At 64.2% G+C, this 15584-nt stretch carries 14 protein-coding genes; 4 read left to right on the top strand and 10 right to left on the bottom strand.

The genetic code is table 11. The features are described 5' to 3' along the window. Nucleotides 1–99: 99 nt before the first annotated feature. The 3 genes from AC56LU_RS20165 to clpS all read right to left on the bottom strand — a co-directional run bounded on the left by AC56LU_RS20165 (nt 100) and on the right by clpS (nt 6329). Nucleotides 100–3522: a S41 family peptidase gene (locus tag AC56LU_RS20165; protein ID WP_497177396.1), complete on the bottom strand. Its 3423-nt coding sequence runs from the start codon at nt 3520–3522 to the stop codon at nt 100–102. Nucleotides 3523–3729: 207 nt separating this feature from the next. Next, nucleotides 3730–6030: an ATP-dependent Clp protease ATP-binding subunit ClpA gene (gene clpA, locus AC56LU_RS20160; protein ID WP_497177395.1), complete on the bottom strand. Its 2301-nt coding sequence runs from the start codon at nt 6028–6030 to the stop codon at nt 3730–3732. Further along, nucleotides 6027–6329, bottom strand: a complete 303-nt coding sequence (gene clpS, locus AC56LU_RS20155) for an ATP-dependent Clp protease adapter ClpS (RefSeq protein ID WP_231060199.1) — start codon at nt 6327–6329, stop codon at nt 6027–6029. The genes clpA and clpS overlap by 4 nt, the downstream gene beginning before the upstream one ends. Nucleotides 6330–6648: 319 nt before the next feature. On the opposite strand from clpS, the gene AC56LU_RS20150 reads away from it, so the two are divergent. Next, nucleotides 6649–6852, top strand: a complete 204-nt coding sequence (locus AC56LU_RS20150) for a cold-shock protein (protein WP_091875187.1) — start codon at nt 6649–6651, stop codon at nt 6850–6852. A 134-nt stretch (nt 6853–6986) separates the two neighbouring features. Here the strand turns inward: AC56LU_RS20150 and icd are convergent, their stop codons facing one another. Further along, nucleotides 6987–8240, bottom strand: coding sequence for an NADP-dependent isocitrate dehydrogenase (icd, locus tag AC56LU_RS20145; protein ID WP_497177394.1), 1254 nt, complete (start codon nt 8238–8240; stop codon nt 6987–6989). Nucleotides 8241–8421: 181 nt separating this feature from the next. Here icd and AC56LU_RS20140 point away from each other — a divergent pair, with 181 nt between their 5' ends. Continuing rightward, nucleotides 8422–8973: a pseudouridine synthase gene (locus AC56LU_RS20140; RefSeq protein WP_497177393.1), complete on the top strand. Its 552-nt coding sequence runs from the start codon at nt 8422–8424 to the stop codon at nt 8971–8973. Between the two features lie 54 nt (nt 8974–9027). On the opposite strand, the gene AC56LU_RS20135 is transcribed toward AC56LU_RS20140, so the two are convergent. Together AC56LU_RS20135 and rpsT are read right to left on the bottom strand one after the other, a co-directional pair. Next, complete coding sequence (locus tag AC56LU_RS20135) at nt 9028–11262, bottom strand: NADP-dependent isocitrate dehydrogenase (protein WP_497177392.1); 2235 nt, start codon at nt 11260–11262, stop codon at nt 9028–9030. Between the two features lie 304 nt (nt 11263–11566). After that, complete coding sequence (gene rpsT, locus AC56LU_RS20130) at nt 11567–11833, bottom strand: 30S ribosomal protein S20 (protein WP_027864728.1); 267 nt, start codon at nt 11831–11833, stop codon at nt 11567–11569. Between the two features lie 232 nt (nt 11834–12065). On the opposite strand from rpsT, the gene murJ reads away from it, so the two are divergent. Continuing rightward, entirely contained in the window at nt 12066–13616 is a 1551-nt protein-coding gene (gene murJ / locus AC56LU_RS20125; protein ID WP_497177391.1) for a murein biosynthesis integral membrane protein MurJ, read from the top strand. Between the two features lie 101 nt (nt 13617–13717). On the opposite strand, the gene AC56LU_RS20120 is transcribed toward murJ, so the two are convergent. Genes AC56LU_RS20120 through AC56LU_RS20105 form a run of 4 tightly spaced genes read right to left on the bottom strand, consistent with a single transcriptional unit; the run spans nt 13718 to nt 15468 of the window. Beyond that, entirely contained in the window at nt 13718–14407 is a 690-nt protein-coding gene (locus tag AC56LU_RS20120) for a type II secretion system protein (protein ID WP_497177390.1), read from the bottom strand. A 1-nt stretch (nt 14408) separates the two neighbouring features. After that, nucleotides 14409–14792: a type II secretion system protein gene (locus AC56LU_RS20115; protein ID WP_497177389.1), complete on the bottom strand. Its 384-nt coding sequence runs from the start codon at nt 14790–14792 to the stop codon at nt 14409–14411. A gap of 5 nt (nt 14793–14797) precedes the next feature. After that, entirely contained in the window at nt 14798–15268 is a 471-nt protein-coding gene (locus AC56LU_RS20110; protein ID WP_497177388.1) for a type II secretion system protein, read from the bottom strand. Beyond that, on the bottom strand, nt 15268–15468 hold the full coding sequence (locus AC56LU_RS20105) for a hypothetical protein (protein ID WP_497177523.1): 201 nt from the start codon (nt 15466–15468) through the stop codon (nt 15268–15270). The genes AC56LU_RS20110 and AC56LU_RS20105 overlap by 1 nt, the downstream gene beginning before the upstream one ends. Here AC56LU_RS20105 and AC56LU_RS20100 point away from each other — a divergent pair. Beyond that, nucleotides 15375–15584 (top strand): DNA gyrase subunit A (locus AC56LU_RS20100; RefSeq protein WP_497177518.1); only part of this gene is annotated, 210 nt, incomplete at its 3' end. The two genes, AC56LU_RS20105 and AC56LU_RS20100, sit on opposite strands and share 94 nt — an antisense overlap.

Here is a 15584-nt window from a genome sequence, read left to right as displayed (position 1 = left end):
AAATTCAATATGACATGGCGATGAAATTTGATGACATTGCCACAGCGAGGATGTCACCCGAGCGGTCGGGAATGCCGGCTTTCCCGACCGCCGCGCTGCTTACTTCATGGTCGGCGGCGCCTTGCCGGCGGCCTCGCCGGCATCCCACTGGCGCTTGATCGCCGGGATCGCCGCCGGCTTCCACGGCTGGATCGGCTGTTCTTTCATTTTCTTCTCGAGCAGGCCGATCGCCACTTCCAGCTGGCGGTCGCGGCCTTCGAAGGTCTCGTGCGGCAGGTTGTCGACTTCGACGTCCGGCGTCACGCCCACGCCTTCGATCAGCCACTCGCCATCGGCCGCGAACTGGCCGAACTCCGCCACCCGCGCCCTGCCGTTGTCAGCCAGGTTGTTGCCGTCGCTGAGCCAGACGCCGGCCCCGGCGGTGCGCTTGCCGACCAGCGGCCCCAGTTTCAGGGCCTTGACGCCGGCGGCGAAAGTTTCGCCGTCCGAGTAGGTCAGCTCGTCCATCAGCACCACCAGGTGGCCGCGGAAGGTGTTCTGCATGTTCGACTGCGGCAGGTTGCCGTTCGCGCTCCAGAACGCCCACGAGCGGCGCAGCAGCTTCTCGATGATCCAGCTGTCGATGTTGCCGCCATTATTGCGGCGCACGTCGATGATCAAGCCTTCCTTGTTGATGTTGGCGTAGAAATCGCGGGCGAATGCGTTGATGTCGCGCGCCGTCATTGCGCGCAGGTGCAGGTAGCCGATCTTGCCTTTCGATGCCTGGTCCGCCTGCTGGGCCCTGCTCTGCTCCCAGTCCGCGTAGCGCAGGCTGGCGTGCTGCACCATCGACACCGGCGTCACGATCACGGGGCGCGCCTTGCTCCCCGCTTTATCGCCCGCGCCCTTCACGTGCAGCAGCACCTGCTTGTCGGCCTGGTCGAGCAGCAGGTCGGCGATGTCGCGCGCCTCGGTGAGTAGCTTGCCGTTGACCGCCGTGATGATGTCGCCTTCCTTCACGCCCACGTCCGGCGCCGCCAGCGGGCCGCGCTCGGACGGCAGCTCCGGCTCGCTGCGGTAGACCCGGTCGACCCGGAAGCCGTCGCTCACGCGCGTGAGCACCGCGCCCAGGCTCGAAGGCACACCTTCCCCTTGCGCGCGGCGCACATCGCCCGGGACGATCTGCGAGTGCAGTGCGCCGAGCTCACCCACCATCATGCCGAGCACGTCGTTCAGCTCGGCGCGGTCGGTCACGCGCTCGACCAGCGGCGCGTAGCGGGTGCGCACGCCGTTCCAGTCGATGCCGCGCATATTGGCGTCGTACAGGAAATCGCGGTGCATGCGCCAGGCGTCGTTGAACATCTGCGTCCACTCCAGGCGCGGATTGGTGCTGATCGCCCAGTCGTCGATCTTGATCCTGGCCTTGCTGACGTCGGCCGGCGCCTTGGCGCCGGCGGCGACCATCAGCATCTCGCCCGGCCCGGTAGCGTGGAAGCTACGGTAGAAGACATGCTTGCGGTCGCTGCTCAGGCCGAATTCGCGCACGTTGTTCGCGAAGACTTCGAGCTGGGGGCTGCTGCGCGAGATCTCCAGCGTCTTCAGCGCGCCGCTGCGGCCGTTGTCGGATTCGAGGACGTAGAGGCGCTTGTCGTCGATGGCCAGGGCGCGGTAGTTGCCCGGTGCGACCGGCACTTCGTACAGGCGCTCGCGCAGGCCCGCATAGTCGATGGCGGGGGTCGGCGCGGCCTTGGCTTTCGGGTCGTTGGCAGCGGCGGCGGCGGTCGCTGCAGCGGCGGCCGCCACCGCGGCGGTCTTGTCGGCTTCTTCCTTGCCCGGCGTCTGGACCGCGGCGCGCGCCGCCGATTCGGGCGACGCCACTTCCGGCTTGGTCAGCTCGTCCTCGGGCTTGAACGGGAATCGGACACCAGGCTGCAATGCAAGGGCATAGATGCCGACGCGGCGGTCGAACACCGGGCCCATGTTGCGGTCGCCCCAGGGACCGGCATTGCCCACATTGAAGTGGCGCGACGACAGGAAGTACAGCCACTTCCCGTCCGGCGAGAACACCGGCGAGTCGGCCGTGTAGCGGTCGGTGGTAACAAAAGCCATGGTCTTGCCGGCCAGGTTATACATGCCGATCTGGTTGCGCTGCTCGCTGCTGCCGACCCGCACGAAGGCCAGGTTGCGGCTGTCCGGCGACCACACCACCTGGTCCGGACGGTCGGCGCCGACCTGCTTGGCGTCGTCGATGATGACGTTGGTCCTGGCCTGCAGGTCGAGCAGCCAGGTGCGGCCCTTCTTGTCGGTGTGGGCCAGGTACCTGCCGTCCGGCGACGGGTACAGTCCCGAGCGGTGGCTGGCGCCGTCGACGGTCAGGCGCTCGCCCTTGCCCGAACCGTCGGCGGCATAGCGCCAGATCTCGTTCTCGCCGCTGGTGTCCACGAAGGCATAGACCCAGCGGTCGTCATGGCTGAAGACGGCGTTGCGCGCACGCGCGCCTTCCGGCACCGCGATCTCGACGCGGCGGTAGTTGCCGGTGCCGGCGATGGTCACCTTGCCGCGCGCGGTCAGGATGATGCGCTGGGCCTTGTTGGCGATGTCGATATTGGTCAGCGCGTCCAGCGGCGAGCGTACCCGGCGGGTGCGCTGCTGGTCGAAGTCCGAGACCAGGCTGGCCGCGACGCGTGTGTCGGCGCCGCTGGCAATGTCGAACACGCGCAGGTCCGCGCCCAGTTGGTAGGCGATGCGGCCGTCGCCGAGCGAGGCGGTGCGCACGTCCCATTCCGTGTGCCGGGTGTGGACCTTGCGGTCGCTGCCGTCCGGGAGCGCGGACCAGATATTGTCGGCCCCGCCGGCGTCGCTGATGAAGTAGATGCGGCCCTGCCACCACATGGCGCGGCGGTTGTTGGCGTTGTCGTCCTTGAACAGGCGCGTGGCCTCGTCCTTGCCGCCCAGCTCGTAGCGCCACAGCTGGGCATGGGCGCCGCCGCGGTAGGCCTTGACGTTATCGTTGGTCATCGACAGGCCCATGCGGGTGAAGACCACGCTGCGGCCGTCGTCGCTCAGCACGGCGTCGTTGGCGTCCGCCAGCGGCAAGACGCGGCGCGTCAGCTTGGCCGGGTCGAGCGCCGCGACAATGCGGTGTTTCGACGGTCCGACCGAATTTTCGGTACTCACCAGCACCTCGCCCTGAGCGGTCCAGCCCAGCACCGTCACGCCGCCGTTTTCGAATGTGATGCGCTTGGGCAGGCCACCCTCGATCGGCATCACATAGGCTTCCTGCGCGCCTTCGTAGGAGGCGGCAAAGGCGACGAGCTTGCCGTCGTGCGAGATCGCGGCTTGCGTTTCTGACGACGGGTGGGTGGTCAGGCGGGTGGCCTTGCCGCCGGCAAGCGTGGTGCGCCACAGGTCGCCTTCGGCGGTGAACACGATGCTGTCGCCGCGGATGGCGGGGAAACGGAAGTAGGGATCGGCGGCGGCCGCCTGGCTGCCGATGAGCGCCAGCGAAGGCAGTAGCAAATGCGCGAGAATGGTGCGGGACACGGTCATGTTCACGAGGGCAAGGTTACTCAGGAGGAAGAGTGTGCCACACGTGTGCTGTCGCGCGATGTGCATACGTGCAAAAAAATGCTGGCTGGTGGTATGCGTGTGAAATTGGGTTCCCGCCTTGGCGGGAACCCAGGTTAATACGCAAACACGGAGCGCATAAAAAAACCGCGCCGAAGCGCGGTTTTTATTGACGACCGAAGTTTATTCGATCTCGACCGTCTCGGCCGGCGCCGGCGGCGGCAGTGCATCCCCTTCCGGGAACTCGAGCACGACGTCGTCCTTCTCGTTCAGCTCGACCGTGACGCGTCCGCCGTTGACCAGGCGGCCGAACAGCAGCTCGTCGGCCAGCGCCTTGCGGATCATGTCCTGGATCAGGCGCGACATCGGACGCGCACCCATCTGCGGATCGAAGCCCTTCTTGCCGAGGAACTTGCGCAGTTTCTCGGTGAAGATGGCTTCCACCTTCTTCTCGTGCAGCTGCTCTTCCAGCTGCATCAGGAACTTGTCCACGACGCGCAGGATGATGTCTTCGTCCAGCGCGCGGAAGCTGATGGTCGCATCCAGGCGGTTGCGGAACTCCGGCGTGAACATGCGCTTGATGTCGGCCATCTCGTCGCCTGCCGCCTTCGAATCCACGAAGCCCACCGAGCGCTTGGTCAGGCTCTCGGCGCCCGCATTGGTGGTCATGATGATGATCACGTTGCGGAAGTCCGCCTTGCGGCCGTTATTGTCAGTCAGGGTGCCGTGGTCCATCACCTGCAGCAGGATGTTGAAGATGTCCGGGTGGGCTTTTTCAATCTCGTCCAGCAGCAGCACAGCGTGCGGCTTCTTGGTGATGGCCTCGGTCAGCAGGCCGCCCTGGTCGAAGCCGACGTAGCCCGGCGGCGCACCGATCAGGCGCGACACCGCGTGGCGCTCCATGTACTCGGACATGTCGAAGCGCACCAGCTCGATGCCCAGGATGAAGGCCAACTGCTTGGCGACCTCGGTCTTGCCGACACCGGTCGGGCCCGAGAACAGGAAGGAGCCGATCGGCTTGTCGGTCTTGCCCAGGCCGGCGCGCGCCATCTTGATCGCGGCCGACAGCGCTTCGATCGCAGGATCCTGGCCGAACACCACGTTGCGCAGGTCGCGGTCGATGGTCTGCAGCTTGCTGCGGTCGTCCTGGTTGACGGTCTGCGGAGGAATGCGCGCGATCTTCGCGATGATGTCCTCGATCTCGGTCTTGCCGATGGTTTTCTTCTGCTTCGATTTCGGCAGGATGCGCTGTGCCGCGCCCGCCTCGTCGATCACGTCGATGGCCTTGTCCGGCAAGTGGCGGTCGTTGATGAAGCGCGCCGCCAGCTCGGCCGCGGTCGACAGCGCCGACGCCGAATATTTGACGCCGTGATGCTCTTCGAAGCGCGACTTCAGGCCGCGCAGGATCGCCACGGTCTGCTCGACCGACGGTTCGTTGACGTCGACCTTCTGGAAGCGGCGGGAGAGCGCATGGTCTTTCTCGAACACGCCGCGGAATTCCGTGAACGTGGTCGCGCCGATGCACTTGAGCTGGCCATTGGCCAGGGCCGGCTTGAGCAGGTTCGAGGCGTCGAGCGTGCCGCCCGATGCCGAACCGGCGCCGATGATGGTGTGGATCTCGTCGATGAACAGGATGCCGTTCGGGGTGTCCTTCAGTTGCTTGAGGACGGCCTTCAGGCGCTGCTCGAAATCGCCGCGGTATTTGGTGCCGGCCAGCAGCGCGCCCATGTCGAGCGAGAACACGACCGCGTTCTGCAGGATTTCCGGCACGTCTTCCTGGACGATGCGCCATGCCAGGCCTTCCGCGATGGCGGTCTTACCGACACCGGCCTCGCCCACCAGCAGCGGATTGTTCTTGCGGCGGCGGCACAGGATCTGGATCACGCGGTCGACTTCTTCCTCGCGCCCGATCAGCGGGTCGATCTTGCCGTCGGCAGCCGCCTTGTTCAGGTTCTGGGTGAACTGGTCGAGCGGCGATTCCTTGGCCTGGCCTTCGACCTGCGCTTCTTCCACGCCTTCCGACGCCTTGCTGGTGTCGAGCTGCTGGTCCTTGCGCACGCCGTGCGAGATGAAGTTGACCACGTCGAGGCGGGTCACGCCCTGCTGGTGCAGGTAATAGACGGCGTGCGAATCCTTCTCGCCGAAGATCGCCACCAGCACATTGGCGCCGGTAACTTCCTTCTTGCCGTTCGAGGCCGACTGCACGTGCATGATTGCACGCTGGATCACGCGCTGGAATCCAAGCGTCGGCTGGGTGTCGACCTCGCCCGTGCCGGGCACGGTCGGGGTGTTATCACCGATAAAATTAGTCAGGGTCTTGCGCAGGTCTTCGATATTGACCGCGCACGCACGCAGGACTTCGGCGGCTGATGGGTTGTCGAGTAGTGCCAGCAGCAGGTGTTCCACGGTAATGAACTCGTGGCGGGCCTGGCGGGCTTCGACAAAGGCCATGTGTAGGGATACTTCAAGTTCCTGCGCAATCATACTTCCTCCATCACGCACTGCAGGGGATGCCCTGCCTTACGCGCATGCGTTAAGACAAACTCCACTTTGGTACACGCTATATCTTTGGAAAACACCCCACAGACGCCCTTGCCGTGCTGATGCACGGAAAGCATGATCTGGGTCGCCGTCTCGCGATCCTTGTTGAAATACTCCTGGATGATCGCAACCACGAATTCCATCGGCGTGTAGTCGTCGTTCAGCAACGCCACCTGGTACAAGGGTGGCGGTTTTACGGTCTGCCGCTCCAGCAGCTGTTCGGTGTCATGCTTCGTAGCCATGGGCGTATTCTAATGCTTTCAAAGTCTGTGCCAAGCGTAAACATCAGCTCGTTCTCATGTGCTTCCATGTTACGCGATTCCCACTGAAAGCGCAGATGGCGATCCAATTGACGAAATCAAGAGCCGCGTTAGCTCTGCTGTGGAAAATTTGGCAACAGCCCCCCAAAACCCCTTGACTTCGATGTTTATTCAACCAACAATGCAGTTATTGACATTGTACTTATGTACTTGTTGATAAGAAGTGAGCAGGCTGAGGAGGGGGCAAGAAGCTTCTTGCTTTTATGGCTCGTGTGATTAGTTAAATTTGAAAGTTCTTTTTATGGCAACTGGTACTGTTAAGTGGTTCAATGATTCCAAAGGCTTTGGCTTCATCACTCCTGATGATGGCGGCGAGGATCTGTTCGCGCACTTCTCCGCAATCAACATGAACGGTTTTAAGACTCTCAAAGAAGGTCAAAAAGTTCAATTCGAAGTCACGCAAGGCCCGAAAGGCAAGCAAGCTTCCAACATCCAGGGCACTTGATAGTTCCCCTCCCGGAAGCGAAGAACCCCGCCCAGGCGGGGTTTTTTTTCGCCCTACCCGCTTTGGGTAGGAGCATAAGCGAGTTTCGCTTCGACGTCGCGGGTCACTTTCAACGGTGCGACGATACGATGCAATTACATCTGCTCGATCATCACCTCGCCAAAGCCCGAGCACGACACCTGGGTGGCGCCTTCCATCAGGCGCGCGAAGTCGTAGGTGACTTTTTTCGAGGTAATCGCGCGCTCCATCGCACTGATGATCAGATCGGCCGCTTCGACCCACCCCATATGGCGGAGCATCATTTCTGCCGAAAGGATGAGCGAACCCGGGTTCACATAATCCTTGCCGGCGTATTTCGGCGCAGTGCCGTGGGTCGCCTCGAACATGGCCACCGAATCCGACATGTTGGCGCCCGGCGCGATGCCGATGCCGCCGACCTGGGCCGCCAACGCGTCGGAGATATAGTCGCCGTTCAGGTTCAGGGTCGCGATCACGCTGTACTCGGCCGGGCGCAGCAGGATCTGCTGCAGGAAGGCGTCGGCGATCGAATCCTTGATGGTGATTTCGCGGCCGGTCTTGGGATTCTTGAACTTGCACCATGGCCCGCCGTCGATCAACTCGGCGCCGAATTCCTTCTGCGCCAGCGCATAGCCCCAGTCGCGAAAAGCCCCTTCGGTGTACTTCATGATGTTGCCCTTGTGGACAATCGTGACCGATGGCTTGTCGTTGTCGATCGCATACTGGATCGCCTTGCGCACCAGGCGCTCGGTGCCTTCGCGCGAGACCGGCTTGATGCCCAGGCCCGAGGTCTCCGGGAAGCGGATCTTCTTGACGCCCATCTCCTCGGTGAGGAATTTGATGACCTTCTTGACGCCCTCCGAGCCTTCGGCCCATTCGATGCCGGCGTAGATGTCTTCCGAGTTCTCGCGGAAGATCACCATGTGGGTCTTCTCAGGCTGCTTCAGCGGCGAGGGCACGCCGGCGAAGTAGCGCACCGGGCGCAGGCAGACATACAGGTCGAGTTCCTGGCGCAACGCGACGTTGAGCGAGCGGATGCCGCCGCCGACCGGGGTGGTCAGTGGGCCCTTGATCGAGACCACGTATTCCTTGAGCACGTCCAGGGTTTCAGCCGGTAGCCAGACGTCGGGACCATAGACATTGGTCGACTTCTCGCCCGCATAGATTTCCATCCAGCTGATCTTGCGGTTGCCGCCGTAAGCCTTGGCCACGGCAGCATCGACGACCTTGATCATGACCGGGGTGATGTCGACGCCGGTGCCGTCACCCTCGATGTAGGGAATGACCGGATTGTCCGGCACACTCAGTGAAAAGTCGGCGTTGACGGTGATTTTCTGGCCGTCGGCCGGGACCTTGATATGTTGGACCATCGTGCTCTCCCAGGTGGTCGCATGGCAGGCCGCGGTCGCGGCGTCGGGCCCTGCATGCGGTATGAACTACAATGTGGAATACGACTGCAAGTCTTGTATAAGACGCTCGTAGCGTCTTGCATTATGCACCAGTATTTTCCACGACGCCACGCAGCACCTTTTATGACCCCATTCGCAATCCATGCCTCTGATCCTCTTCAATAAACCGTTCCAGGTCCTCTGCCAATTTTCGGCGCAGGACCATCGCGAGACGCTGGCCGACTACCTGGACATCCCGAACATCTACCCTGCCGGCCGGCTGGACGCCGACAGCGAGGGACTGATGCTGCTGACCGACGACGGCAAACTGCAGCACAAGATCGCGCACCCGGACCACAAGGAAGCCAAGACCTACCTGGTGCAGGTAGATGGCGTGCCCGATACCGCCTCCCTCGCCCGCCTGCAGGCGCCGCTCGATCTGGGCGACTTCGTCACCAGGCCATGCAAGGCGGTGCGGATCGCCGAGCCCGAATGGCTGTGGCCGCGCAACCCGCCGATCCGGGCGCGCCTGGACAAGCCGACGGGCTGGATCGCGATCACGCTGGAAGAAGGCAAGAACCGCCAGGTGCGGCGGATGACGGCGGCGGTCGGGTTGCCGACCTTGCGGCTGGTGCGCTCGAGTATCGGGCCGTTTTCTCTAGCGACCCATCCCCTGATGCCGGGCGAATTCGTCGAAGTCCGGTACTCGACGTAATGCAAAAAAACGCCGGCATGAAAGCCGGCGTTCTTGTTTGAAGCGAACGATCGCTCAAGCCGCGAACGACTCCAGTGCCGCGTTGAAGGTGGCGCTCGGACGCATCACCGCCTTCACCTTGGCTTCCTCAGGCATGTAGTAACCGCCGATATCGGCCGGCTTGCCCTGCACCTCGAGCAGTTCCTGGACGATCTTCTGCTCATTCTCCGCCAGTTGCTGGGCCAGCGGCGCGAACTTGGCCGCCAGGGCGGCATCTTCCGTCTGCGCGGCCAGTTCCTGGGCCCAGTACATCGACAGGTAGAACTGGCTGCCGCGGTTGTCGAGTTCACCGGTCTTCGGCGACGGCGACTTGCGGTTGTCCAGCAGGCGGCCGGTGGCCGTGTCCAGGGTCTTGGCCAGCACCTTGGCCTGGTTGTTGCCGGTCTTCAGGCCCAGGTCTTCCAGCGACACCGCCAGCGCCAGGAACTCGCCCAGCGAATCCCAGCGCAGGTGGTTTTCCTCGGTCAGCTGCTGCACGTGCTTCGGCGCCGAGCCGCCCGCGCCGGTTTCGTACATGCCGCCGCCGGCCATCAGCGGGACGATCGACAGCATCTTGGCGCTGGTGCCCAGTTCCAGGATCGGGAACAGGTCGGTCAGGTAGTCGCGCAGGATGTTGCCGGTCACCGAGATGGTGTCCAGGCCGCGCTTGACGCGCTCCAGGGTGTAGCGCATCGCGCGGACCTGCGACATGATCTGGATGTCCAGGCCGCTGGTGTCGTGATCCTTCAGGTAGGTCTTGACCTTCTTGATCAGTTCATTCTCGTGCGGACGGTACGGATCGAGCCAGAACACGGCCGGCATGCCCGAGTTGCGCGCGCGGGTGACCGCCAGCTTGACCCAGTCGCGGATCGGGGCGTCCTTCACCTGGCACATGCGCCAGATGTCGCCCTGCTCGACGTTCTGGCTCATCAGCACTTCGCCGGTGGCGAGGTCGGTGATGTTGGCCACGCCGTCTTCCTGGATCTCGAAGGTCTTGTCGTGCGAGCCGTATTCTTCGGCCTGCTGCGCCATCAGGCCCACGTTCGGGACGGTGCCCATGGTCTTCGGATCGAAGGCGCCGTGCCATTTGCAGAAGTTGATGATCTCCTGGTAGATGCGGGCGAAGGTCGATTCCGGAATGACTGCCTTGACTTCCTTCAGCTTGCCGTTGGCGTCGTACATCTTGCCGCCGGCGCGAATCATCGCAGGCATCGACGCGTCGACGATGACGTCGTTCGGCGAATGGAAGTTGGTGATGCCCTTGGTCGAGTCGACCATGGCCAGTTCCGGACGGTGTTCCTGGCAGGCGTGCAGGTCGCGCTCGATTTCCTCGCGCTGCGAGGCCGGCAGGTCGGCGATCTTGTTGTACAGGTCGGCCATGCCATTGTTGACGTTGATGCCGAGGCTGTCGAACAGGGCGCCGTGCTTCTCGAAGGCTTCCTTGTAGAACATGCGCACGCAGTGGCCGAACACGATCGGGTGCGAGACCTTCATCATGGTCGCCTTCACGTGCAGCGAGAACAGCACGCCGGTTTCGCGGGCATCGTCGATCTGCTGCTCGTAGAAGGCCAGCAGGGCCTTGCGGCTCATGAACATCGAGTCGATGATCTCGCCGGCCTGCAGCGCGACCTTCGGCTTGAGCACGATGGTCTTGCCGGAGTTGGTGACCAGTTCCATCTTGACTTCGCGGGCGCTGTCGAGGGTCATCGACTTTTCGCCGTGGTAGAAGTCGCCATGGGTCATGTGCGAGACGTGGGTGCGCGACGCCTGCGACCATGGGGCCATCGAGTGCGGGTTCTTGCGTGCGTATTCCTTGACCGCTTTTGGCGCGCGGCGGTCGGAGTTACCTTCGCGCAGGACCGGGTTCACGGACGAGCCGATGCACTTGTTGTAGCGCGCCTTGATGGCCTTTTCTTCGTCGGTCTTCGGGTCGGCCGGGTAGTCGGGCAAGTTGTAGCCCTTGCCCTGCAGTTCCTTGATGGCGACAGTCAGCTGGCCTACCGAGGCCGAGATGTTCGGCAGCTTGATGATGTTGGCGTCCGGCTCCAGGGTCTTCTTGCCCAGCTCGCTCAGGACGTCCGGGACGCGCTGTTCCGGGGTCAGGTTTTCCGGGAACTGGGCCAGGATACGGGCAGCGACCGAGATATCGGCCTGCTCGACCTTGATGCCGGCCGGCTTGGTGAAGGTGCTGACGACAGGCAGGAAGGCGTGGGTCGCCAGCAGCGGGGCCTCGTCGGTCAGGGTGTAGATGATGGTCGGATCACTGCTCATACGCTTTTTCCTCGATGCTCGCGCGATCGGCGCGAAGTCAAAAAACAGGTGGACACGCTCAGGTCTTCAACAGGAGGACTGATTGAAGTCTTCTATAAGACATAAGACGGCGTTTCACATTATGCACCAGTATTTTACTGTGCGCCACGGTTTTAGAACATCCACGGGGCCCGGCGCCGCCATGCAGGCCGGGCGAGCTCGAGCATAAGCAAGAAACGACAAAACCCGCCGGGACCGAAGTCGGGCGGGTCTTGCTCTGCACAGAACTGCCTGCGCGGCTATTCAGCCGCACGCACCTCGCTAATTAAGCGGACAGTGCCTTCAGGGCAGCAGCCAGACGGCTCTTATGGCGGGCTGCTTTGTTCTTGTGGATGATCTTCTTGTCAGCGATGCTGTCGATGGTCGACACGGACTGCTGGAAGATGGTGGTTGCAGCGGCCTTGTCGCCAGCCTGGATGGCCTTGCGAACTGCCTTGATTGCGGTGCGCAGGGTCGAACGCTGCGACGAGTTGTGCGCGTTTTGCTTAACTGCTTGACGAGCGCGTTTGCGCGCTTGTGCGGTATTTGCCATGAAATTTCCTAAATCGGGGTCAAGTTGCGTTTGCAAACATTCGCGAGTGAAACTGGCGCCTCAGTGAAACCAACGGGAGCCTGCCCAACGATTCGTGTCTGCTAACAGAATTCAGTACAGCCCACGATTATAGCGAAGGAAACCGATCAGGGCAATTCATAATTCAATAATTGTCGCCTCCGGGTGCGTGCGCCGGGCCGGCGCGGGTGTTGCCCAAGTATAATCCCCGCCCATGAACCTGCTCCGTACCCTCGCCGCAATTTCCAGCATGACCATGGTGTCCCGCGTCACCGGCCTGCTGCGCGACAGCCTGTTTGCCGCCACCTTCGGCGCCTCGAATTTCACCGATGCCTTCAACATCGCGTTCCGCCTGCCGAATCTGCTGCGGCGCCTGTTCGCCGAAGGCGCGTTCTCGCAGGCCTTCGTGCCGATCCTGACCGAATACAAGACCAAGCACGGGCAAGACGCCACCAAGACCCTGGTCGACCGCGTGGCCACGGTCCTGATCTGGGCCACCGTGCTGACCAGCGTCGGAGGCATCCTCGCCGCGCCGCTGCTGATCTACCTGATCGGCGGCGGCCTGCAGCGCGAGCCCGCCGCCTACGATGCCGCGATCCTCATGACGCGCATGATGTTCCCCTACATCGCCTGCATGGCCTTCGTGGCCCTGGCCAGCGGCGTGCTCAATACCTGGCGCCAGTTCAAGATTCCGGCCATCACGCCGGTGCTGCTGAACATCTCCTTCATCGTCTCCGCGCTGGTGCTGGCCGATTACTTCACGCAGCCGATCTATGCGATGGCGGTGGGCGTCTGCGTCGGCGGCCTGGCCCAGGTGGCGCTGCAGATCCCGTCGCTGGTCAAGCTCGGCATGCTGCCGCGCATCTCGCTCAATCCGATGACCGGGCTGCGCGACAGCGGCGTGCGCCGCATGCTGGGCAAGATGGGGCCGGCCGTGTTCGCGGTGGCGGCGGCCCAGATCAGCCTCCTGATCAATACCACGATCGCGGCCTGGCAAGGCACCGGCGCGGTGACGGCGCTGCAATACGCCGACCGCCTGATGGAATTCCCCACCGCCCTGCTGGGCGTGGCGCTCGGCACCATCCTGCTGCCCAGCCTTGCCAAGGCGAATACCGAGGGCGACACCCAGGAATACTCCTCGCTGCTCGACTGGGGCCTGCGCCTGACTTTCCTGCTGGCGCTGCCCTCCTCGGTCGGCATGGCGACGCTGGCGGTGCCGATGATCGCCACCCTGTTCCACTACGGCGTGTTCGACGCCGCCGACGTGGCGATGTCCGCGCTGCCGCTGATGGCCTATAGCGCCGGCCTGCTCGGCTTCATCCTGGTCAAGACCCTGGCGCCGGCCTTCTTCGCGCGCCAGGAAGTACGCACCCCGGTCAAGATCGCCGTGGGCGTGATGGTGGCCACCCAGGTGCTGAACATCGCCTTCGTGCCGCTGTTCGGCGTGGCCGGCCTGGCGCTGTCGATCGGCGTGGGCGCCTGCATCAATGCCGCCTTCCTGTACGCCGGCCTGCGCCGCCGCCACATCTACGTGCCGCAGCCGGGCTGGGGCAAGTTCTTCCTCAAGCTGCTGGTGGCGGTGACCGTGATGGGCGCGGTGTCGTGGTACGGGCAGGCGCAGTTCGACTGGATCGCGCTGCGCGCCACGCCGCTGCTGCGTGCCGGCGCGCTGGCGGCGATCATCGCCGTGGCCGCCGTCACCTACTTCACCGTGCTGCTGGTGCTGGGCTTCCGTCCGCGCGACTTCAAGCGCCGCGCAAAGTAGCGTGGGCGGGTCTCCCGCCCACGCGGTGATAGGTGTCGGTGTTGCAATCGCGCGGGCGGATCTTGCTAGGTTTGAACGCGTGGGCGGGGAACCCGCCCACCCTACCGTCCTGAGTCCTGTGATTGGCCGGGCGGTTCTTTCGCTTCGTTTTCCTCCGGTTCGGCCGGTTTCTCCGGTTCCTCCGCCGGCGGCTCGTCCGTCAGCGGTTCCGGCTCGGACTGGGGCGGCGGCGCGGCCGGTGGCGTCAGCGGCTGTGGCGGCGACGCGATGCCTGGGGGCCTGGCTCCCGGCGCGAGCGGCGCCAACGGCGCAGCAGCCCCCTGTTTGTCCGCCATGAACTTCCAGTCGGCGATGTGCTCGCGGTTCTCGAAACCGGGGAAGCGCTTGTCGAAGTTGGCGAGCTTGAGCGGCGCCGCCTGCGACAGGCTGTGCACGCCCAGGATGCGTCCGCCCTCGCCTGCCCGCACCAGGCCCCATTCCGCCTTGCCGCTCACCGGGTCGACGAAGATCTTGCGCAGATGGCGGCGCGGGTTCGGGAAGCGCGTGTCGCGCAGCAGTTCCTGCAGGGTCGATGGCTGGGGCGGCTGGCCGCGCGGGGTGGCCTCGGCATAGGTCCGCAGCGCCGTGCTGAATTGATAGCCGATCTCCAGCAGTTCCTGTTCCGCGTGGGCCCGCTGCAGCAGCGAACCGATCTTCAGCGTGGCCGCGCCGACCATGCCGAGGATGAAGACGAAGATGATCAGCCCGAGGTAGGTGAAGCCGGCCTGCCTGGATGGTTCGCGGGCGCGCACCCTACCACTCCGCGTACGGCTTGCCCTTGCGGCCGTTGCCGGGCGCGCCGCTCCTGAGGTTGCCGACCGCGCCTTCTTCGCCGTCCGGCGGCGGCTCGACCAGCCAGGTGTCGCGGCTCTCGGTGATCGGGTCCATCGGCAGCTCGCGCAGGTACTTCTTCTCGACCAGCTGCTCGATCGACTCCGGATAGCGCCCGGTATCGGCCCGGAACTGGTCGATCACCGCGCGCGTATTGCGCAGGTTCTCTTCGAGGATGGTCTCGCGGCTGGCGTCGATGCTCGGCAAGAAGCGCGGCACCGCCAGCGTCAGCAACAGGGCCACGATGCCCAGCACCACCAGCAGTTCGATCAGGGTAAAGGCGCGCAGGCGCCGTCGACTAGGCATGGTGCTCACCACTTGTTGTAGGGGATGCCGTTCAGGCCGGCCTTCGCCGACATCGAATAAATATCGTAGACGTCCTCGCCTTCCTTCGGCTCATCCGGCTCGCTGGCGTAGCTGCGCTTGCCCCAGGTCGCGGCGTCCGGCGCGTCCGGGTCCGGATGGAAGGGGTCGCGCGGCAGGCGGCGTAGAAAATAGATGTGCGCCTGCTTCGGGCTGCGCAGGTCGCGCACGCCCTCGACCAGCATCTCGAGGCGCGGCGGATAGCCGGTCGCCCCGAGCGCCTTGGCCACCCGGCCTTCGTCGCTGGCCTTCTTGTAGGCGTCGATGCCGGCGCGGATCTCGCGCAGCGCGCGGCGCAGCTCCACTTCGTCGCGGCGCTGGGCCGTGACCTGGGCCACCGGCACCACCAGCGTTCCCAGCAGGGCCAGGATCGCCAGCGTCACCAGGAGCTCGATGAGCGTGAAGCCGCGCCGGAACATTACTGCGTGGTCCGGGACTGCGCCTGGGGCTGGGCCGGAGGCGGCGGCGCGACCGGGATGACCTGGATGCCGGGTGCGGGCGCCGGCGCCGTCGGCAGCGGGCCCGATTGCGGCGAACCGGTCTGCGGCGTCACCGGCAGCTGCGACGGCGGCACCGACGCCGGCGCAGCAGGGGTGCCGACCGGCGCCGGCGTCGGCACTGCCGGACGTGTCGGACGGCCAGAAGCCGGTCCAGCGCCGCATCCTGTACTCGATGCACGAGCTGGGCCTGGGCCACACCGCCAAGCCGCGCAAGTCGGCCACCGTGGTCGGCGAC

This window comes from Telluria sp. PB2R4, from assembly GCF_059685695.1.
Note: the sequence above shows the minus strand (reverse complement) of the source record. Positions and strands in the feature narration are given on the sequence as shown.